Genomic DNA, 20,963 nt, shown 5'->3' with positions numbered 1-20,963 from the left:
CCGTGCATGATCGAGAGGGCGGGGCGGGGGAGAGCGTGCGGGTGAGCGGGGCGGGTGATTTGGGGACAACTTGCCGCCCCGCCTCGGGTACGAGCGGGGCGGGTCGGTGATCTTCCCGTACCCCGTACCCCGTACCCCGTACCCCGTACCCCGCCCTGTGGAACGCCTCCTCCGCGAGTACCTCCCGACGGCCCCCGACCTCGGCCTCTACGTCCGCCCCGACATCCCGGACGCGAAGCTCCGCGCGGCGGTCCAGGACTACGCGCCCGACGTAGCGCCGGGCGACGTGGTCGCGCTCTACGACGCGACGCGGCTGGGGTCGGCGAAGGACGGCGCGCTGTTCCTGGCCGACCGGCTCGTGTTCCAGAACAACGACCTCCAAGCGGCCCGCGTGGTTCGCTACGAAGACGTCGTGGGCGTGCGCGTCAAGCGGAAGCTGCTCGGTGGGCGCGAGGTCCAGATCGATCTCAACCGGGGGCGGGCGACGGTGACGGAGACGCTCGACTTTTCGGGCCAGCCCGGGGCGGCCGAGTACGTCGAGCGGGCGCTGACGCAGGTCCTGGCGCAGGGCGTCCGCCCCGCCCCGGCAGCGCCGGGCGGAACGGACCGAGCGGCCGTCGCCGACGCGCTCGACCGGCTCGTCGAGCGGGGCGACCTCACGGACGCCGACCGCGACCGGATGCTCGCGGCGCTGCGGTAGGGCGGGGCGGGACCTTGGGGGCCGCCGGCCGGTTCGCGTCGCCCCTCCTGGACCCTTTGTGCTCCGCCGCCTCTGCGCCCCGCTCGTCGTCGGCCTCGCCGGCTTGATGGCCCTCGCGGGCTGCCAGTCTGGAGGCGCCGCCCCGCCCGTTCTGCCCTCCCCGCCCCCGGTCGAGGACGACTCGGAGGGCGGGGAGGCGGCCTCGCCGAGCGCGGCGGGCGCGTTCGAGGTCGCGCTCGACCTGGGCGGGCTGCGCCTCGTGGACCCGCAGACGGGGTCGACCCGGCCGGTGGCGTTTGGAGACGCCGAGGGTGCCGTCGTGCGGGCGGTGGCGCGGTCTGCGGGCGAGCCGGCCGAGCGGGGCGTGAACGACGAGTGCGGCGCCGGCCCGCTCAGCTACGCCTCCTGGTCCGACGGGCTGACGCTCTGGTTCTCCGACGGTGCGTTCGCCGGGTGGGCCGTCGACGGCCGGTCCAGCGGCTCGGAGCGGCTCACGACTATGACAGGGCTGGGCATCGGCGCCACTCGGGCCGACCTGGACCGGGCGTACGCCGCCGACGTCGGGCCGTCGTCGCTGGGGACGGAGTTCGCGGCCGGCGATCTGGGCGGGGTCCTCGACGGGAGCGGCCCCGGCGCCCGCGTTACCGACCTGTGGGGCGGCACCACCTGCGCCTTTCGGTAGGGCACAGACCGCCCCGCCCGAGGCCGGGGGCGGGGCGGTCGCGGAAACGCTGCGGGGCGGGGCGGGGTAGAACGATCCCTCTTTCCCCACCCCTCTCCCCATCATGGCCTTCGACGCTGCCCCCCTCCCATACGACTACGACGCGCTCCAGCCCTCGATCGACGAGGAGACGATGCGCATCCATCACGACAAGCACTACCAGGGCTACACCGACAAGCTCAACGCGGCCCTCAACGGGACGAAGTGGGCGGATCAGCCCATCGAGGAGACGCTCGCCAACCTCGACGCGCTCCCCGAGGACAAGCAGACGGCCGTCCGCAACAACGGGGGCGGATTCCTCAACCACGGCATCTTCTGGACCATCATGAGCCCCGACGGTGGCGGCCAGCCGACGGGCGAGCTGGCGAGCGCCATCGAACAGTCGTTCGGGTCGTTCGACGCGTTCAAGGAAAAGTTCGAGGCCGCCGCGACGGGCCAGTTCGGGTCCGGCTGGGCGTGGCTCGAGCTGAAGAGCGACGGCGGGCTCCGGGTCCACGGCCACGCCAACCAGGACAACCCGGTCATGCACGGGGCCAAGCCGATCATTGGCCTCGACGTGTGGGAGCACGCCTACTACCTCAAGTACCAGAACAAGCGGCCCGCCTACGTGAGCGCGTGGTGGGACGTCGTGAACTGGGACGAGGCCGACCGCCGCTACCGGAGCTACAAGGCGCAGTAGGCCGCCCCGCCCGGCTCAACCGCGTGCCGCCCCGCCCGGGACTCCTGGGCGGGGCGGCGTGTGTGATAGCGGTCCCGAACGGTTGTGCGTCACCCCGCCCCCGTGTCCGGACGATCCCCTTACACCGTCTCTCTCCTCGAAGGAGAGGGGACTCCGTAAGCATATCTCGGGCGGGGTGGAACGCGGCGCACGGACTCAGCGATCGGGCGCAAAACGGAGCTCGTGGGCGGGGCGGCTAGAGCCGGGCGTGGACCCCGGCGCTCACCGTCCGTGTCCCCAGCGTCGACCCGCTAAAGAGCGGCAGGAAGGAGGGGCCGCCCCCGAACGAGGTGGCCTCGGCACGGACGGCGAGCCAGACCGACGTCCGCGGCACGGCAACTCCAGCCTCGACGTACTGGCCGCCGCTGGAGCGGACCGCGGCCGACGGCACAAACCGGACCGCGTCCTCGGCTGAGACAGACGCCACCGTGCGGTCGAGGACGGTCCCGATCATGAGTCCGGTCCCGACGTGGACGCCGAGGCCGCCGACCCTGCCCGCGAGGCGGGCGCCGAGCACGCCGTGGAGCGTGTTGAGCTGCTGAGCCTTGAAGTCGCTCCGGTACATCCGCGCCACGTCGTGCGCGTACTCGGTTCCGACAACGATCCGAGCAAAGTGGGGGAGAAGCGTCGGGGCGATCTCGGCGCCCGCCCGGACTTGGAACGACGACACGCCAGGATCGACGATCGTCGCCGGCCGCACGCCCCGGCGCCGGAACGAACCGACCGCCACGTCGGCGCCGACCTCGAACGTCACGGTCGTCGCTCGGCGGACGGCCGCCCCACCCGGCTGGGCGGTGTAGCTGGCGTCCTGGCACACGTTGTAGGCGTCGACCACGCGCGCGATAGCGGGTTCGGTATAGCCGAGCCCGGCGTACACCGCCTCCGGCACGCCGCACGTGCCGAGCACGGCCAGGAGCGTCTGACGGTACAGCGGCCGCGAGCGGTGGAGCCTGCCCCCGACCTCTTTCTCAACGAACCAAAGCCCGATAGGGGCGCCGTCGGTCTGGACGTAGAAGGTGGGCCGGCCTTCGGTGGTCTCCAGCGCGAGCAGGTCGGCGTCCCCGTCGCGGACGACGCGGGCGAACGCGAGCCGGTCGTTCGGCCTCGAAGGAGTAACCTCGCGAGCAGCCCGGACCTGGAACAGCCCGCGCCGGTACCGCCGCCCGTCGCCGACCACGAAGGCGACGGCATCGGCCGGTCCGAACCGCATGGCCTCGGCGCCGGGGGCGGGGCGGAACGCGACACCTCGGGCGTACTCAGCCTCGGTGGCCGACAGGACCTCGCCGCGGAGCGTGTCACCAGCGGCGGTGACGACGAACCCGGTGGGGCCGTCGGGAGCGGACTGAGCGAGCGCGGCGGGGGCTGCCAGGAGAAGCGCGAGCGCAGCAAGACGCATGGGCGGGGCGGCAGGGCCGCACGGGTGAATGGGCGCCGACGATACGGTCCACCCCGCCCGCGTCAAGGCGCTGGTCGTGCGAAGTTCGCGAGCGGCCGCTATCGGCTGGGCCGGCGCGCGGCGCGCGGCATACCGCCCCGCCCTCAGACGTTCACCTGCTTCAAGGCCTCCAGCGCCCGCTCGCGGGCCTCCTTGTGATCCACAATGGGGTGGGGGTACGTCTCGCCCAACGTCACACCGGCCTCTTCGAGAACCTCGGGCGGGGCGGTCCACGGCGCGTGGAGGTGCTTCGTGGGGAGGGCGGACAGCTCCGGCACCCAGCGGCGGATGTAGTCGCCTTCGGGGTCGTACCGCGTGCTCTGGCTGAGCGGGTTGAAGATGCGGAAGAACGGCTGCGCGTCGGCGCCCGAGCCGGCCGCCCACTGCCAGCCCATCGCGTTGTTGGCGAGGTCGCCGCCGCAGAGCGTGTCCCAAAACCACCGCTCGCCGTCCTGCCACCGGACGAGGAGGTCCTTGGTCAAGAACGAGGCCGTCACCATCCGCATCCGGTTGTGCATCCACCCGACGTGCCAGAGCTGGCGCATGGCGGCGTCGACGAGCGGGTAGCCGGTCCGCCCGCGCTGCCACGCGCGGAGCGCGTCGTCGTCGTGCGCCCACGGCATCCGCTCGTACTTCTCCTTGAGCGGGGCGTCGGGCATGTGCGGGAAGTGGTGGAGCACGTGGTACGAGAACTCGCGCCACCCGATCTCGAACAGGAAGGCGTCCGCCGCCTCGCGCGTGACGCCGTTCGAGACCCACCCGTTCGCGGCCGCCCACACCTGTCGCGGGCTGACCTCGCCCCAGTGGAGGTGCGGCGAGAGCATGGACGTACCGCGGGCGGCTGGGAAATCCCGCTCCTCGTCGTAGTGGAGGAGCTGCTGGCTCACGAACGTGTCCAGGCGCTCGGCCGCCCCGCCCTCGCCGGGCGTCCACGTCTCGCGCATGCCGCCCGCCCAGTCGACGCCGTCCTGAGCCTCGGGCGTGAGCCCGAGCGCGTCCAGGTCCGCCGACTCCGGCCACGTCGCCGGCGCCGCCCCGCCCAGGTCGGGGGCGGGGAGGGGATCGCCCGGGTCGAGCTGCGCGCGCACCTTCTTCCAGAACGGCGTGAACACGCGGTACGGCCCGCCCGAGCCCGTCCTGATCTGCTCCGGGTCGTGGAGGACGCGCCCGGCGAAGGTGCGGACCTCGACGCCGGCCGCCTCCAGGCCCTCCCGAACGGCCTCGTCGCGGCGCCGGAGCGCCGGCGCGAGGCGCGTCTGCCAGACCACCCGGTCCGCCCCGCTCGCCTCGCACACGGCTTTGAGCTCGTCCAGCGAGGTGCCCTGGCGGAGCACGAGGCGGCTGCCCTCTTCCTGGAGCGAGCGGCCCAGCGCGTCGAGCGACTCGTGGAGCCACCAGCGGTGCGCCCCGCCCGGCGCCCACGGCGCCTCCTCGTCGGGCGCCCACACGAAGACGGGCACCACCCCGCCCCGCTCGGCCGCGTGCGTGAGGGCGGGGTGGTCGTGGAGGCGGAGGCTGTTGCGGAGCCAGACGACGGTCGTGGGCACGGGCGGGCGCAGAGGGCGGGGTGGCCGGGGCTACCAGGCGGGGCGGGGGGCGTTCCACGGCCGCCCCGCCCGCTTGTCACCCCGCCCGCCGCGGGGGGCGCGGCGCCATCCACCGATGGGCGGGGCGGCGTGTGGGCTGTGGGCGGGGCGGCTGCCCACTGTGCTTGCCGCGGGCGGGATGGTTTCCCATCATGAACGGTGTCGGTGCCCAGTGGCGCGGGCGGCGTTTTGTTGTGGACAGGTCATGAAGATGCTGATAGCTTGTCAGTCTGTCCCGCAGGTGGCGCGCTCTGTCTCGTGCGGGTTTTTCCAGGAAGGACACCGGCACGTTCCGCTCTCACCCACTCGTGTACACCATGAAGAAGGCTCTCATGATTGCGTCGCTGCTCATCGGCGCTGCCGCGCCGGTCGCGGCACAAAGCGGGACGGTCGAGGGGGTCGTGGTCGACGCGCGCACGGGCGACACAATTCCCGGGGCCAACGTTGTCCTCGAAGGCACCACCACGGGGGCGTCCACGGGCGTCGATGGGACGTTCTCGCTCAGCGCTCCCGCGGGCACTTACCGGCTCCTCGCGAGCTTCGTCGGCTACCTTCCGGCCTCGCAGCCGGTCTCCATAGAGGAGGGGCAGACGCGGCGCGTTGAGGTCGAGCTCGACGAAGACCTGCTCGGGCTCGACGAGGTGTTCGTCGTCGGCTTCGGGACGACGAGCGAGTTGGCGCTCACCGGCAGCGTCGCGCGCGTCGGCGAGCGGGAGCTCGAGGACGCCGTCGTGAACTCATTCGAGCAGGTGCTCCAGGGCCGCGCGGCCGGCGTGACGGTCCAGGCCAACAACGGGAAGCTGGGCCAGGGCCTCCAGATCCGCGTCCGCGGCTCGGCGTCGGTGTCGGCCGGCAACGGCCCGCTCTACGTCGTCGACGGCATCCCGGTGACGACCGAGAACCTCTCAACGAACGGCGCGGCGACCAACCCGCTCGCCCAGCTCAGCCCGAGCGACATCTCGTCGATCGAGGTGCTCAAGGACGCCTCGGCGTCGGCCATCTACGGCTCGCGCGGCTCGAACGGCGTCGTGCTCATCACGACCAAAAGCGGGTTCGACGGGCGGACCCAGTTCACCGTCGACGTCCGCGGCAGCGCCAGCCAAGCGACGCGGCAGGTGGAGCTCCTGAACGCCCAGGAGTACACGGCGCTCCTCCTGGAGGCGGCCGAGAACTCGGCCCGCCTCGACCCCAGCTACGACTACGTCGGCGATGTTGAGGGGCAGTTCGACTTCCTCTCCCAAGGGACCGACTGGCGCACCGCCGAGGTCAACTCCGATTGGCAGGACCAGGCGTTCCAGACCGGCGGCGGCTACCAGGTCGACGTCAGCGCGCGCGGCGGCAGCCAGAACACGCAGTTCTTCCTGTCCGGGAGCTACAGCCAGGAGGACGGCATCCTCATCCGCGACGAGTACGACCGAATCACGGGGCGGCTCAACCTCAACCACGAGGTGAGCGACGCGCTCTCGCTCGGGGCCAACCTCGGCCTCTCGCGCGTCCTCAACAACCGGATCTCGACCGACAACAGCTTCGCCACGCCGGTCCAGATTATCGCGCAGCCGCCGATCTCGCCCATCACGATGTCGGAGGGCGACCTGAACGAGAACACGCTCTACTTCAACACGCTCCTCTACAACGACAACACGCGGTTCGCCGTCACGGGCTACCGCAACCTCGGCAACGTGTTCGGCGACCTCCAGATCGTCCCCAGCCTCCGCTTCCGCTCCGAGTTCGGCGTCGACGTCCTCGACCAGAACTCGGACGAGTACTACAACAGCCGCGTGGCCGAGAACACGGGCGCCCCGCAGGGCCTGGCCGTCGATACGTGGGACCGCGTCGTCAACTACACGACGAACAACTACCTCACGTTCGAGCGCGAGGTCGGGGCCGACCACGGCATCGAGGCCACGACCGGGATCACGTACCAGGACGTGAGCCTCCGGAACACGTCGGTTACGGGAGAGCGCTTCCCCAACGACGACTTCCAGCAGGTCGACGGGGCCGCCCAGATCACGGCCGGCACCGCCACCGAGACGCGGTACCGCTTCCTCGGCTACTTCGGCCGGGCCAACTACGACTTCAAGGACCGGTACTTCCTCTCGGCCTCAGGCCGCGTCGACGGCTCGTCGCGGTTCGGGAGCGAGAACCGATACGGGTTCTTCCCAGCCGTCTCCGGCGCGTGGGTGCTCAGCGACGAGCCGTTCTTCTCGGGCGTTCCTGGCGTCTCGTTCCTCAAGCTCCGCGCGAGCTACGGGATCACCGGCAACGCCGACATCAGCACGGGGAACATCGCCACCAACAACTTCGCCTCGCTCGGGCTGTGGAGCGTGGCCAGCTACGGCGGCACCCCGGGCATCATCCCGATCCAGGTCGAGAACCCGGACCTCAAGTGGGAGCGGACCTCGCAGATCGACGCCGGCCTCGACTTCGCGTTCTTCAACAACCGCGTGAGCGGCGAGCTCGACGTGTACGCGAAGAACACTGACGACCTCCTCCTCTTCGTCAACGTCCCCGCGCTCACCGGCTACTCGGCCGTGCTCCGCAACGTGGGCACGCTCCAGAACCGGGGCGTCGAACTGGCCTTCAACGCCCGGCTGGTCAACACCCGACGGTTCTCGTGGACGAGCACGTTCAACATCTCGGCCAACCGGAACGAGATCACCGACCTCGACGGGCAGGTGATCGAGGGCGGCTTCATCAACCGGGCCATCGAGGGCGAGCCCATCGGCGTCTTTTTCGGGTACGAGTACGCCGGCGTCGACCCCGACAACGGCGACGCCCTCTACTTCGTCAACGAAGGGGCCGACCCGCGGGCGACGACGAACGACCCCAACGAGGCCACGCGCGTCGTGCTCGGGAGCCCGCACCCCGACTTTACCGGCGGCCTGGGCAACACCGTCACGGCGGGCGGGGTGGAGCTCCAGATGTTCTGGCAGTTCGTCTCGGGCAACCAGATCTACGACGGCGGCGGCCGCTTCAAGACGGCCAACGGCGACTACTACGACAACCAGCTCCGCGACCAGCTCGACCGCTGGCAGCAGCCGGGCGACGTGACCGACGTGCCCGAGGCCCGGCTCTACTTCGGGAACGGGACGGCAGAGTCGAGCCGGTACCTCTACGACGGGTCGTACGTCCGCCTGAAGACGCTGTCGGTCGCCTACAACGTCCCGGTGCGGCTCCTCCGCAACTTCAGCGTGCAGGGCGCCCGCGTCTACCTGGTCGGGACGAATCTGCTCACGCTCACCGAGTACCCGTGGTGGGACCCCGAGGTCAACGCCGACTACGTGGCCGGCAACATCGGCCTGGGCAACGAATTCTACTCGGCGCCGCAGGCGCGGAGCGTCTCGCTCGGCCTCCAGTTCACGTTCTAGAGCACCCGCCGGGTGGGTACAAGGCACGACTGCCGGGTACGACTCAGCCCGAAACTGTACCTCGTACCCGGGAGCCCGTACCCCTCCACATTCCGCTCTGGCACCGCCCGCCCCCGGTCTCTCCACCCCGCCCTTATGCTGCCCGCCCGGTTCCGCCCCGCCCTCCTCCTGTCGCTCGCCCTGGTGCTCGGCGCCTGCGACGGCCTGCTCGACCTGGAGCCCCAGCAGTCGATCAGCAACGAGCGCGCGCTCGCCACGCCGCAGAACGTCGAGAGCGCCATCGTCGGCGCTTACGACCGGATGAGCGACGGCGACCTCTACGGGGGCCAGCTCATGATGGGGCCGGACCTCCTCGCGGCGAGCAACGCCGAGGTCGTCTGGACTGGGACGTTCGCGCAGCCGCGCGAGTTCTGGAACAAGAGCCTCCTCGTGAACAACTCGTTCGTCGAGGACACATGGGAGGACGCCTACGACGTCATCAACGTCGCCAACAACGTCCTGAGCGCACTCGACGTGTTCGGGGACGAGGGCGCCCGCGACCGGGCCGAGGGCCACGCCCGCTTCCTGCGGGGCCTCATGTACTTCGAGCTCGTCCGCCTTTGGGGGCCGGCCTGGACCGGGGGCGACCCGGGCTCGGACCTGGGCGTCCCGCTCGTGCTCGAGCCCACGCGGACCGTCACCGAGGCGGACGACCGCGCTCGGAGCACGGTTGGCGAGGTATACGCCCAGATCATCACGGACCTTGAGGCCGCCCGCGACCGGCTCCCGCAGAACGACGGCGACCTTGCCGACACTTACGCCGCCAGCGCCGTCCTGTCGCGGGTGTACCTCTCGCAGGGCGACTACCCCGCGGCGGCGGCCGAGGCGAGCCGGGTGATCGAGGGGAGCGGGCACGCGCTGGCCCCGACGTTCGGCGACGCGTTCAACCAGGCCGCTGGGTCGTCCGAGTACGTGTTCGGCATCCCGATCACCGAGCAAGACGGGGTCAACGAGCTCAACACGTTCTACGGCGCCCGCGAAAACAGCGGGCGGGGCGACATCCAACTGACCGCCGACTACGCCGGGCTGTTTGCCGCCGACGACGCCCGCGCCTTCTTCTACGTCGACGACCGCCGCCGGCGCCGGACGGCCAAGTGGCAGGGAACGACGGCCGAGGGCGTGGACATCCCCGTCATCCGCCTCGCAGAGATGCTCCTGACGCGGGCCGAGGCCAACCTTCGGGCGGGGACGACGGTCGGCGCCGCCCCGCTCGCCGACGTGAACGCGGTCCGCGAGCGGGCCGGGCTCGACGCGCTCGACGCCGTGTCGGTCGACGACGTGCTCCGCGAGCGCCGGCTCGAGCTGGACTTCGAGGGCGAGCTCCTCCACGACCTCAAGCGGACCCAGCGGGCGATCCCGACGATCGACGGGGAGCTTCCGGCAACGGCCCCGCGGTTCCTCTACCCGATCCCGCAGCGCGAGATCGACGCAAACCCGAACCTGGAGCAGAACGCCTACTACTAGTAGGCGCCGCCCGCCCCGCCCCCGCGATGAAACGGACGCTCCCGCTGCTCTCCCTCTGGGTCCTGGTGCTCTCGCCGGGCGTCGCGCGGGCGCAGGTCGCGGGGGGGGAGTCCGGCTACGACGCCGGCATCGAGGCCGTCGAGCCCACGGACGAACAGGTCGCGGTCGGCCTCGCCGGCGCGGACCCCGCCGACATCGGGCGGTACCTGATCGCGGAGAGCGGGGCGGCCCGCGGCGCTCAGCTCTCGCCCGACGGGAGCACGCTGGCGTTCCTGTGGGCCGTGACCGGAGAGCCCCAGCTCTGGATCCAGCCGGCGACGGGTGGGCAGCCCCAGCGGCTCACCTACGGGAGCGGCGTCACGTTTTTCCGGTGGGCGCCCGGCGGCCAGGCCCTCCTGTACGGGGCCGACGACGACGGCGACGAGCAGGAGGCGTACTTCGTCGTCCGGGCGTCGGGGGCCGACGAGCGCCGGGCGCTCCCGGCCGTGTCGGGGGGCTTCCGCGCGTTCGGCGACTTCGTATCGGCCGACCGCGTCGCCTACGCCTCGACCGAGCGGAACGGCCTCGACTTCGACCTCTACGTCGCCGACCTCTCGGACGGTGAGGCGCGGCTCGTCCGGGAGGGCCGGTTCGGGATGTTCGTCCGCAGCGTGTCGCCCGACGGGCAGTACGCGGTCGTGGCCGAGACGGTCGGCGAGGACTCGGACAACCTGTACCTCCTCGACCTCGCGACGGGCGGGCTCGACACGCTCTCGGCCCCGGACCGCCGCGCGAGCCACGCGGGCGGGGGCATCGCCTGGGACCCCGACGGCTCCGGGTTCTACCTGGCGACGAACCGGGACCGTGATGTCGCCGCGCTCACGTTCTACCGGCTGGGCGAGGGGTTCGAGACGGTCGAGGCACCGGCCGGCGACGTCGAGGGCGTCCACCTCTGCGGGCGGGGCGGCCGTTACCTCGCGTGGACCGTCAACGACGGCGGGTACAGCCGGCTCCAGGTCCGCGACCGGGAGGGCGGGGCGGCGCTGGACATGCCAGACCTCCCGGAGGGCGTCTACGGGCTTGACTGTGGGACCGGCTCGCCGCGTCTGGCTGTCACGGTCTCGGGGTGGCGGACGCCGGGGGACGTCGTCGTGTGGGACCTCGGCACCGGCGACGTCCACCGGCCGTTCCGGTCCGACCTCGCAGGCCTCGACCCCAGCCGGCTCGTCCGGCCAGAGAGCGTGACGATGCCGGCCCGCGACGGAGTCCAACTCCAAGGCCTGCTCTACCTACCCGACGCGACCTCGCGGGCCGCCGCCGGGACGGACGATGGCCCGCCGCCGGTCGTCTTCTTCGTCCACGGCGGCCCGACAAGCCAGTCGCGGCCCGGCTTCGACCCGGTCGTCCAGTACCACGTCGACCGCGGGCTGGCCGTGTTCGAGCCGAACGTGCGCGGCTCGAGCGGGTTCGGCCACACCTACGTCACGCTCGACGACCAGGAGCGGCGGCTCGACAGCGTCCGCGACCTGGTCGACATGCTCGAATGGCTCGGCGACGCCGGCCTCGTCGACGCGGACCGCGCGGCCGTCGTCGGGGGCTCCTACGGCGGCTACGCCGTCAACGCCGTGCTCGCGGCGTACCCCGGCCACTTCGTCGCCGGCGCGTCGCTCTACGGCGTGGCCGACTGGGTGACGGCCCTCGACGTCGCGTCGCCCGCGCTCAAGGCCTCGGACCGGATCGAGTACGGGGACATCAGCGAGCCGCGGTGGCGGGCCTTCTACGGCGAGAACTCGCCGGTCCGCCAGGCCGATGGGATCGACGTGCCGGTCCTCTACTCCCACGGCGCCCGGGACCCGCGGATCGACATCGCCGAGACCGAGACGATGGTCCGCTCGCTCCGGTCGCGGGGCGTCGAGGCCCCGTTCGTTCGCTTCCTAGACGAGGGGCACGGGTGGCGGAAGCTGTCCAATCGGCTGTTCTACTACCGTTACCAGGCGGCCTTCCTCGAGGGCGTCCTCGTCGGAGCGGAGTAGCCACACGGCCCACCCCGCCCGCTCGCAGGGCGGGGCGGTTCGGTCTCCACCCCGCTCGCCACGGGCGGGGCGGTTACCGCCGCCGCTTTTTCGACCCCGCCTCCTTCCGCGACCGCCCCGCCCCGCGCGAGCGCTTCTTGCCCTGGCGGGCCTTGGCGCGGCTCGGCGGCCGCCCCTCCCGGCCTGGCGTGCCGCCCGGCATGGTCACAAAGGCGAGGTCCACGCGGCGCGTCTCGGGGTCGGCCGCGTCGATCCGCACGCGGCACGTGTCGCCGACCTGGATGCGGTGGTTCGAGCGGCCGTCGACGAGCGCGTACCGCTTGTCGTCGTACTCCCAGTAGCCGTCCATGTCGCGGACGTGGACGAGCCCCTCGACGAGCAGCTTCGTCATCTGCACGAACACGCCGAACTTGGTCACGCCCACGGCCACGCCGTCGAACTCGTCGCCCACGTGCTGCGCCGCGTACTCGACCTGCTTCAGCTTGACCGACTCGCGCTCGGCCTCCGTCGCCTCGCGCTCGCGCTCCGAGCAGTGCTCGGCCTCCTCCTCCAGCCGGTCGACCGAGTACCGCGGCCCCTCCTGCTGGTCCTGCATCCGCTTGAGGATCCGGTGCGTGATGAGGTCGGGGTAGCGGCGGATGGGGCTCGTAAAGTGGGCGTAGTTCTCGAACCCCAGCCCGTAGTGGCCGATGTTGTGGGGCGAGTAGACGGCCTTCGACATCGACCGGATCGCGGCCTGCTCGATGATCGGGGCGACGGGCTTCCCCTTCACCTCCTTGAGCAGGTCGTTGAGGTCGGAGCGGACGACGGCGCCCTCGGTGTGCGGGAGCGTGTACCCGAACGGGCGCACAAAGTCGGCGAGCGCCTCGATCCGGTCGCGGTCGGGCCGGTCGTGGATGCGGTAGGGGAGGGGCACGTCGCGCATCGACGCCGCCGTCGCGACGGCCCGGTTGGCGAGCAGCATGAGCTCCTCGACCAGCCGGTTCGACGCCTGCCGCTCCTTCTCGACCACGTCGACCGGCCGGCCGTCCTCGTCCAGCCGCACCTTCACCTCGGGCACGTCGAAGTCGATGGCCCCCTCGGCCATCCGCTTGGCCGTCAGCGTCTCGGCCAGCCGCCCCGCCCGGCGGACCTCGCCGGCCAACTCGTGGTCGGCGCCGTCGAGGATGGCCTGGGCGCCGGCGTAGGTGAACCGCTCGTGGGAGTGGATGACCGTCTCGCGGACCTCCCACGCGTGGACGTTGCCGCCGCCGTCGACGGTCATGATGCACGAGTAGGCCAGCTTGTCCTCGCGCGGGCGGAGCGAGCAGACCCCGTTCGAGAGCGCCTCGGGGAGCATCGGGATCACGCGGTCGACGAGGTAGGTGCTCGTCGCGCGGTCGTAGGCCTCCTCGTCGATGACGCCGCCCTCGGGGACGTAGTGGCTCACGTCGGCGATGTGCACGCCGACCTCCATCATGCCGCCGCCGAGGTCGCGGACGTGGACGGCGTCGTCGAAGTCCTTGGCGTCCTCGGGGTCGATCGTGAAGACGAGCTCGTCGCGGAGGTCGAGCCGCCGAGCGACCTCCTTTTTCGTGACCCCGATCGTGATCTTCTCGGCCTCCGCCTCGACCTCGGGCGGGAAGTCCGACGGCGCCCCGTGCGCCAGCGCCAGCGCCAGCACGTCGACGCCCGGCGCCCCGGCCGGCCCGAGCACGCTGACGACCGTGCCCTCGGGCGACGCCTTGGGGTCGTCGTAGCGGTCGATCGTGACCACCACCTTGTCCCCGGGCTCCGCCCCGCCCCAGCTGTCGCGCGCGACGTAGACGTCCTTCGAGATCCGCTTGTCGTCGGGCGAGACCCAGCCCGTCTTGCCCGTCGTCGAGAACGTGCCGACGGTCTGGGCGCGGCCGCGCTCGACGACGGCCTCGACCTCGGCCTCGCGCTTCCGGTCCGGGTCGCGGTCCTTTTTCTCGGCCGCCAGCGCCACGCGGACGCGGTCGCCGTGGAGGGCCGTGCCCATGCGGCGCGGCTGGACGAACACCTCGGTGCCGGCCAGGTCCTCGGGCGTGTCGAGCGCGACGAACCCAAACCCCTGCGGCGAGACCGAGAGCGTGCCCTCAGCCGTCTTCTCCGACGGCGGCTTGTGGCGGATGCGCCCGCCCCGCTCGCCCAGGGCCGCGCCCGTGTCGCGGAGGTCGTCGACGACTTTGAGGAGCGTCTGGTACCGCCCCTGGTTCGTGACGTTCAGCACCTTCGACAGCTCCTTGGCGCGGTAGGACTGGTCCTTGTGGCGGGCGAGGTAGGAGAGGATCTGGGAGCGGAGGGCGTCGGCGTCCTTGTCGGCCATGCGGAGGGGCGGGGTGGGGGAAGGCCCGTCGTACCGCCCCGCCCCGGCGCGGGGTCCGTAAGGGCCGGAGAAGACGGGGCGCGGGGGGCAACGCGCGGGGCGGGGCGGCGTTCGAGGGGCGAGCCGCCGCCGAGCGGCCCGTCCGCAGGCTGCCGCCCCGCCCTCTATGTGCAACCCGTCTCAGAAGCTGCGTGGTACGATAGGAGTCCCCCTCCTGGACACCCGCCCGGTCGGCACGGCCAGGAGGGGACAGGGGTGGTGGACGGGCGAGCGCGGCGCTCCGGCCGGGCGGGGCGGGGCGGCCCTGTCGCTGGCGGCGGCGCTCGTCCTCCTCCTCGCCGCCCCGCCCACGTGGGCGCAGGGCGGGGCGGACCTGGGCGCCGACGACGGCAGCCCGCACTCGGCCGTCACGCTCGTGGCCGAGGTGTCGGCGGCGGCGCCCGGAGCGGCGTTCGACGCCGCGCTCCGCATCGAGCAGGAGCCCGGGTGGCACGTCTACTGGACGAACCCCGGCGACGCCGGGCTGCCGCCGGACGTCGCGTGGCGGCTGCCGGAGGGCGTCCGCGTGGGGCCGCTGCGCCACCCCGCCCCCCACGTCGTCGAGCTGGCCGGGGTCGCGTCGTACGCCCACGAGGGGACGCCCTTTTTCCTGTCGCGCGTGGCCGTCCCGCCCGATTTCGAGGGCGACTCGCTGCGCCTGGCCGGCACCGTCGACTACCTGATCTGCGCCGACGTGTGCCTGCCCGCGACCGAGGAGGTGTCGCTCGCGGTCCCCATCGCCGGGGCGACCGTGCGGACCGGGGCGCTCGACGCGGCGCGCGCGGCGCTCCCCACGAAGGGGGCGGGGTGGACGGCCGCCGCCGCCGCGACCGACGGCGGCTACGCGCTCACGCTGGCCCCACCGGACGCATGGGCTGGCTCGCTTGACGGTGCCCATTTTTTCCCCGCGGAAAAGGCCGTCCTCGACCACGCCGCCGCGCAGGACTTCGTACGCGAGGGCCGCGCGTGGGCCGTGGCCCTCGCGGGCTCGCCTTACGCCGAGGCGCCGGCCGAGCGGCTTCCCGGCGTGCTCGTGGCGCCCCCAGGCGAGACGTTCCCCGACGGCGCCCGCGCCATCGAGGTCGACGCCATCGTGGCGGGCGGGGCGGTTGCCAGCAGCGCCGCGGGCGGGGCGGCGGGTCTGGGGCTGGGCGCGGCGCTCGGGCTCGCGCTGCTGGGCGGGCTGCTCCTCAACCTCATGCCCTGCGTGTTCCCCATCCTGAGCATCAAGGTGCTCGGGTTCGTGCAGGGGCGGGACGCCTCGCCGGCGGCGCTCCGGGCGCACGGGCTCGCGTTCGGGGCTGGCGTCGTCGTCTCGTTCCTCGCCCTCGCCGGGGCGCTCCTCGCGCTCCGCGCGGCCGGGGCCGGCCTGGGGTGGGGGTTCCAGCTCCAGAGCCCGCCCGTCGTCGCGGCGCTCGCCGTGCTCATGACGGGGCTCGCGCTGTCGCTCCTGGGCGTGGTCGAGGTGGGGCAGGGGCTGGCGGCGGCCGGCGGCCGGCTCGACCGGCGCCAGGGGCTGGGCGGGGCGTTCCTCTCGGGCGTCCTCGCGACCGTCGTGGCGACGCCGTGCACGGCGCCGTTTATGGGCGCGGCGCTGGGATTCGCGCTCGCGCAGCCCGCGCTCGCCGCGCTGGCCGTGTTCGCGACTCTGGGCGTGGGCATGGCGCTCCCGTACGTGGCGCTCTCGTTCCGCCCCGCCCTCGTGCAGCGGCTGCCGCGGCCGGGGCCGTGGATGGAGACGCTCAAGCAGGCGCTGGCCTTCCCGCTCTTCGCGACGGCGGCGTGGCTGGTCTGGGTGTTCGCCCGCCAGGTGGGCGCCGACGGGGCCGGGCTCCTGCTCCTCGCCCTCGTGCTCGTCGGGCTGGGGGCGTGGGCGTGGGGGCGGTGGCCGCGCGTGCAGACGCGGGCGGGGCGGCGCGCGGCGCGCGCGCTGGGCCTGCTGGCCGCGGGCGGGGCGGTCGCGCTCGTGGTCTTGGCCTCGGGCCTCAGCCCGGCCCCGACCGCCCCGCCCGACGACGGCGCGTGGCGGCCGTTCGACGCCGAGGCCGTCGCGGCGCTCGTAGACGAGGGCCGGCCGGTGTTCGTCGACGTGACGGCCGCGTGGTGCCTCACGTGCCAGGTCAACAAAAAGACGGCGTTGGGCACCGACGCCGTCCGCGACGCCTTCGAGCGCGCGGGCGTGACGACGGTCCGGGCGGACTGGACGAACCGGGACGCCGAGATCACGGCCTTCCTGGACCGCTTCGGGCGCTCGGGCGTCCCGCTCTACGTGTACTTCCCGGGCGGGGCGGCCGAGCCCGTCCTGCTCCCCGAGCTGCTCACGCCGAGCCTCGTCGTCGACGCCGTCGAGGCGTCGGAGGTCGCGGCGGCGCTGTAGGCGGCCCGGGTCCGTGCCCGCCGAGCCTAAACCGAGCCGTACCCTGTACCGAGTACCCCGTACCCCTCGTCCCATGCGCGCCCTCCCCGCCCTCGCTGTTCTCCTGCTCCTCGCCGGCTGCGCCGACCCCGAGGCCCCGGCCGAGGTCGCCCCGGCCGACCGCCCCGCTCCGGCCGTCGCCGCCGAGTCCGGGGGCGGGGCGGAGGCCGCCGTGCCGGGCCGCCCCGCCCCGGCGTTCACGCTCGTCGGCACCGACGGCGCCGAGCGCTCGCTGGCCGACTACCGCGGGCAGACGGTTGTGCTGGAGTGGCTGAACTACGACTGCCCGTTCGTCGGCAAGCACTACGGGGGCGGGGCGATGCAGGCGCTCCAGGCGCAGGCGGCGGCCGACGGCGTCGTCTGGCTGTCCGTCGTGTCGTCGGCGCCCGGCGAGCAGGGCCACTTCGAGCCGGCCGCGATGGACGCGCGCACGGAGTCCGAGGGCGGACGGCAGGCGGCCGTGCTCCTCGACGCCGACGGCGCCGTCGGCCGCCGCTACGGGGCCGTCACCACGCCGCACATGTTCGTCGTCGACGCCGACGGCACGCTCGTCTACAACGGGGCCATCGACGACACGCCGACCACGGACCCGGCCGACCTTGCGACGGCGACGGAGTACGTGACGCCGGCCATCGCCGCGGCCCGGGCGGGGCGGCCGGCCGACCCGGCGCGGACGCAGCCCTACGGGTGCTCGGTGAAGTACGGCGACGGCGCGTAGCCGCCCGCCCCGCCTGCCCGAGCGCTCGGGCGGGGTGGGATCAGCGGCGGCCGGGCGCGGGTTGAGCGCCGCATGGCCACGCCCTTCTCGCGCGCCCGCCGCGCGCTCCTCGACCCGCCCGCCCCGCCCGCCGAAGGCCTCGACGCCGACGGCGTGCGCTCGACGCTGGACCGGGCCGAGAGCGGGGCGCCGGCGGCCGGCCACGCCGTCCGCGACCTGTTCTCGACCGACGAGATCTTCCAGCGCGTGCTGGCGACGGCCGACGAGGAGTTCGTCCGCTCGACGCGGCTCCTGTTCTTCTCGGGCCTCGCGGCCGGGCTCTCGATCGGGCTCTCGTTCGTGGCCCGCTCGTCGATGTCGGCCGCCGTCGGCGACGCCGACTCGCTGGTCGGCAGCGTGCTCTACCCGGTCGGGTTCCTGCTCATCGTGCTCGGGCGGTACCAGCTGTTTACCGAGAACACGCTGACGCCGGTCACGCTCGTGCTCACCAAGATCGCGTCGGTCCCCCAGCTGCTCCGCGTGTGGGGCGTTGTCCTCGTAGCCAACGTGCTCGGCGCGGCGCTCGTCGGCCTCGTCCTCGCGCGGTCGGGCGTGCTCGACGCGGACACGATGGTCGTCGCGCGCGAGATCGCGTCGCACGGCCTCCACGTGCCGACGGTCGCCCTGTTCTGGAAGGGGCTCTTCGCCGGGTGGCTTGTGGCCTCGATGGTGTGGCTGAACCACGCGGCGCGCGACTCGATCACGCGGTTCTTCATCGTGTTCGTCATCATGTTCCTGGTCCCGGCGGCCGACCTGTTCCACTGCATCATCGGCGCGTGCGAGGCCTTGTTCCTCGTGTTCCAGGGCGAGGCCGGGCTCCTGGAGGCCGGCCGCTTTTTCGGGGCCGTCGTCGTCGGCAACACGGCGGGCGGGGTGCTCCTGGTGGCCCTCCTCAACTACTCGCAGACGCGCCAGCAGCGGTTCCCGTACCACGACCCCGACGCCCTCGAGCTGACGTGGCGCGAGTGGATGTTCGGGGTCGGGCGGGGCAAGGAGGCGAAGGAGGCGGCGAGCCAGAACGCCCCGCTCACGCGCGACGAATCGGTCGCCGAGACGGGCAGCATGCTCGACCGGCCCGTCTCCGCCGAGGCCGACGACGAGGCGGCCGAAGACGGGCGGGGTTCGGCGTGACCCCCAGGCGCACGGGAGGCGCGGTAGATTGCGGGCGCTGGCCAGCCTCTGTGGGCGGGGCGGCTTCCCCCCGACTCCCAGCATGCCGACCTACGCCCTTCTCTACCGTTCGCGATCCGTCTCGACCCTCTCCGACGCCGACGTGGCCCAGATCGCGTGGACGTCGGTCCACCGCAACGCCCGAGTCGACGTGACGGGCCTGCTCCTCCACGCGGACGTCGCGGGCGGGGCGGAAATCCTGTTCGTGCAGTGGCTGGAGGGTCCGAAAGACGACGTCCTCGCCCTCTACGCGCGCATCCGCCGGGACCCGCGCCACACCGACTGCGAGACGATTGCAGAAGGAGCGGCGGCGGACCTCGTCGGCCGCGACGGCCGCCTGTTTCCCGAGTGGGGGATGCGGTTTGAGCCGGTGGGGGCGCTCCCCATGACGCTGGAGGCGTTCCTGGCCGATTGGCTCGGCCGAGGGGGCGCTATGCCTCCGCCCGCTCCGTTCGCGGGCTACCGGCGCCGCACGACCTGGAAGTAGGACCCGTAGCGGCGGACGTACGCCGCCCGCGGCGAGCGGTACAGCGGAGCCGCTGGCACCACGCGAGCGGCGGGCGGGGTGGCTACCGGAGCCGTCCGGTTGGCGCGGAGCCCCTTGTAGCGCCGCGCAAGCCGCCCCCGCTCAGCCGGGCGCCGCGCGTACGTCGTCACGCGGACGGCTTCGCCCGGCCCCGACGGCACGACGTAGGTCGAGCCCTCGGCGGGCGTTCCGGCGGGCGTTCCGGCGGGCGTCTCCTGGGCCGTCGCGGGTGCGGCGACAAGGGCAGCGAACGCGGCAGCGAGCGGGAGGACGCGCGTCGCGAACCGGCGGGCGGGCAGAGTCGGGACCATGAGCAGGAGGGAGAGGAGAGGGGCCGGCGGTACCCAACCGCCCCGCCCGCGGAACGCGGCCGCGTCACACCCGGCGCCGATGGAACGCCCCCGTTCCCGCGCCGCAGAGTAAAGGCGGCACCTCCGCGCCCCGCCCGAGCCGAGCGGGGCGGCGGAGGGCGAGGGCGGGGCGGTCCCTGGAACAGCGGCCTGTGTGGGGAACCGCCCCACAAAAGAGCCGAGGTGCCGGGTGCGGGCCGTCACCGGACGCCGTCTCTCCCCGCTCGCGGGGCGGGGCATGCCGGAGGACCTTGGCAGGGTTCTCTCCTCCGCGCCATGCTCCCCCCGCGCCCCGTCGTCGTCGCCGTCGACTTTTCTCCTGGGTCCGAGGCCGCGCTCGTGCGGGCGGCGGCGCTCGCTGCGCAGTCCGGCGCCGCGCTCCACCTCCTCCACGCCGACGCGGCACCGCCCTCCCTGGGCGGGGCGGCGCACGCTGGGCGGGGCGGCCCGCTCTGGGACCGCCTCGGGCGGTTCGCAGCCGCGGCGCTCGACCGCCCCGCCCCCGGCGCCACGTTCGCGGTTCTGCGCGGCCCGTCGGTGTCAGCGGCCATCCTGGACTATGCCGGCCGCGTTGAGGCCGGCCTGCTCGTGGTCGGCGCGCGCGGCGGGTCGGGCGCGGACCGCCTCCTCGTCGGCGGCGTCGCGGCGGCGTGCGTGGCCGGCGCCGCGTGCCCCGTGCTCGTCGTTCCCCAGGCGGCACACGTGGGGGAGCCGTCCCCGGTGGTGCCCGTCCTCGTCGCCGTCGACTTTACCGAGCGCAGCCGGGAGGCGGTCCGGCAGGGGCAGAAGTTGGCGCACTTGTACGACGCCGCCCTGGAGCTCGTCCACGTCGTCCGCGACGCCGGCCCGTACACCGGGCTCGCGCCGAGCGCGCTCTCGCTCCGCGGCCTCGACGACGACCGGGACCGGGCTGTCCGCCGCCGCCTCGCTCAGTTTGTCGGGGCCGTCGCTCCGGCCGCGCTTCACGTGGCGCTTGGGGCGCCGTCCCGCCAGATCGCCGCCGTCGCCGCCGCGCGCGGGGCGGGCGTCGTCGTGGTCGGCACGCACGGGCGGGGCGGGGCGGCCCCGGCGCCCGTGGGAAGCACCGCCCGCGCCACGCTCCAGCGGGCGGGGTGCGCCGTGCTCACGGTCGGGGGCGCGGTCGGCACGCGCGCTGCGCCAGTCGCCACCCCGCCCGCGCTCTGCTCGACGGCCGCTGCTTGAGGGCGGGGCGGGCGCTGGGGAACGGTCGGGGTCTTGGCCGCCCCGCCCGCTCGGCGTCCGGTGGCCCTCTGGCGGGCGGGGCGGGCGAGGGAGCGATGGGCCTAGCTTGCCGCCCCTCACAGGTCCCCCG

Annotated in this window: 15 protein-coding genes; 11 read left to right on the top strand and 4 right to left on the bottom strand. The window is 73.3% G+C overall.

The genetic code is table 11. The features are described 5' to 3' along the window. Nucleotides 1-157: 157 nt before the first annotated feature. From RM540_RS03840 to RM540_RS03830, 3 genes are all read left to right on the top strand, one after another. Nucleotides 158-700, top strand: coding sequence for a hypothetical protein (locus tag RM540_RS03840; RefSeq protein WP_311662206.1), 543 nt, complete (start codon nucleotides 158-160; stop codon nucleotides 698-700). Between the two features lie 58 nt (nucleotides 701-758). Then, on the top strand, nucleotides 759-1,382 hold the full coding sequence (locus RM540_RS03835) for a hypothetical protein (protein WP_311662205.1): 624 nt from the start codon (nucleotides 759-761) through the stop codon (nucleotides 1,380-1,382). Nucleotides 1,383-1,485: 103 nt separating this feature from the next. Next, nucleotides 1,486-2,100 (top strand): superoxide dismutase, encoded by a 615-nt coding sequence (locus tag RM540_RS03830; RefSeq protein WP_311662204.1) that lies wholly within the window; start codon nucleotides 1,486-1,488, stop codon nucleotides 2,098-2,100. 235 nt (nucleotides 2,101-2,335) lie between these two features. Here RM540_RS03830 and RM540_RS03825 read toward each other — a convergent pair whose 3' ends face one another. Then, nucleotides 2,336-3,535, bottom strand: a complete 1,200-nt coding sequence (locus RM540_RS03825) for a hypothetical protein (RefSeq protein WP_311662203.1) — start codon at nucleotides 3,533-3,535, stop codon at nucleotides 2,336-2,338. Nucleotides 3,536-3,678: 143 nt separating this feature from the next. Then, a complete protein-coding gene (locus RM540_RS03820) occupies nucleotides 3,679-5,121 on the bottom strand; it encodes a cryptochrome/photolyase family protein (protein ID WP_311662202.1) in 1,443 nt (480 codons plus the stop codon). Nucleotides 5,122-5,477: 356 nt separating this feature from the next. Here RM540_RS03820 and RM540_RS03815 point away from each other — a divergent pair, with 356 nt between their 5' ends. The 3 genes from RM540_RS03815 to RM540_RS03805 all read left to right on the top strand — a co-directional run bounded on the left by RM540_RS03815 (nucleotide 5,478) and on the right by RM540_RS03805 (nucleotide 12,043). After that, a complete protein-coding gene (locus tag RM540_RS03815) occupies nucleotides 5,478-8,528 on the top strand; it encodes a SusC/RagA family TonB-linked outer membrane protein (protein WP_311662201.1) in 3,051 nt (1,016 codons plus the stop codon). A 135-nt stretch (nucleotides 8,529-8,663) separates the two neighbouring features. Further along, the gene (locus RM540_RS03810; protein WP_311662200.1) at nucleotides 8,664-10,031 is read left to right on the top strand and encodes a RagB/SusD family nutrient uptake outer membrane protein; all 1,368 of its coding nucleotides are present in this window, start codon (nucleotides 8,664-8,666) and stop codon (nucleotides 10,029-10,031) included. A gap of 26 nt (nucleotides 10,032-10,057) precedes the next feature. Continuing rightward, nucleotides 10,058-12,043 (top strand): prolyl oligopeptidase family serine peptidase, encoded by a 1,986-nt coding sequence (locus RM540_RS03805; RefSeq protein ID WP_311662199.1) that lies wholly within the window; start codon nucleotides 10,058-10,060, stop codon nucleotides 12,041-12,043. A 73-nt stretch (nucleotides 12,044-12,116) separates the two neighbouring features. Here RM540_RS03805 and rnr read toward each other — a convergent pair whose 3' ends face one another. Continuing rightward, nucleotides 12,117-14,372 carry a ribonuclease R gene (gene rnr / locus RM540_RS03800; protein ID WP_311662198.1) on the bottom strand — a complete coding sequence of 752 codons (2,256 nt, stop codon included), beginning with the start codon at nucleotides 14,370-14,372 and terminating at the stop codon, nucleotides 12,117-12,119. Between the two features lie 166 nt (nucleotides 14,373-14,538). Here rnr and RM540_RS03795 point away from each other — a divergent pair, with 166 nt between their 5' ends. From RM540_RS03795 to RM540_RS03780, 4 genes are all read left to right on the top strand, one after another. Next, the gene (locus tag RM540_RS03795; protein WP_311662197.1) at nucleotides 14,539-16,788 is read left to right on the top strand and encodes a protein-disulfide reductase DsbD family protein; all 2,250 of its coding nucleotides are present in this window, start codon (nucleotides 14,539-14,541) and stop codon (nucleotides 16,786-16,788) included. A 73-nt stretch (nucleotides 16,789-16,861) separates the two neighbouring features. Further along, the gene (locus RM540_RS03790) at nucleotides 16,862-17,545 is read left to right on the top strand and encodes a redoxin family protein (RefSeq protein ID WP_311662196.1); all 684 of its coding nucleotides are present in this window, start codon (nucleotides 16,862-16,864) and stop codon (nucleotides 17,543-17,545) included. Nucleotides 17,546-17,617: 72 nt separating this feature from the next. Beyond that, on the top strand, nucleotides 17,618-18,715 hold the full coding sequence (locus RM540_RS03785; protein ID WP_311662195.1) for a formate/nitrite transporter family protein: 1,098 nt from the start codon (nucleotides 17,618-17,620) through the stop codon (nucleotides 18,713-18,715). Between the two features lie 82 nt (nucleotides 18,716-18,797). Next, entirely contained in the window at nucleotides 18,798-19,241 is a 444-nt protein-coding gene (locus RM540_RS03780) for a BLUF domain-containing protein (protein ID WP_311662194.1), read from the top strand. On the opposite strand, the gene RM540_RS03775 is transcribed toward RM540_RS03780, so the two are convergent. After that, complete coding sequence (locus RM540_RS03775; RefSeq protein ID WP_311662193.1) at nucleotides 19,214-19,591, bottom strand: hypothetical protein; 378 nt, start codon at nucleotides 19,589-19,591, stop codon at nucleotides 19,214-19,216. The two genes, RM540_RS03780 and RM540_RS03775, sit on opposite strands and share 28 nt — an antisense overlap. Before the next feature lie 315 nt (nucleotides 19,592-19,906). Here RM540_RS03775 and RM540_RS03770 point away from each other — a divergent pair, with 315 nt between their 5' ends. Beyond that, nucleotides 19,907-20,833 (top strand): universal stress protein, encoded by a 927-nt coding sequence (locus RM540_RS03770; protein WP_311662192.1) that lies wholly within the window; start codon nucleotides 19,907-19,909, stop codon nucleotides 20,831-20,833. Nucleotides 20,834-20,963 lie beyond the last annotated feature (130 nt).

The sequence above is a fragment of the Rubrivirga litoralis genome (assembly GCF_031846415.1).
Taxonomy (GTDB): Bacteria; Bacteroidota; Rhodothermia; order Rhodothermales; family Rubricoccaceae; genus Rubrivirga; species Rubrivirga litoralis.
Note: the sequence above shows the minus strand (reverse complement) of the source record. Positions and strands in the feature narration are given on the sequence as shown.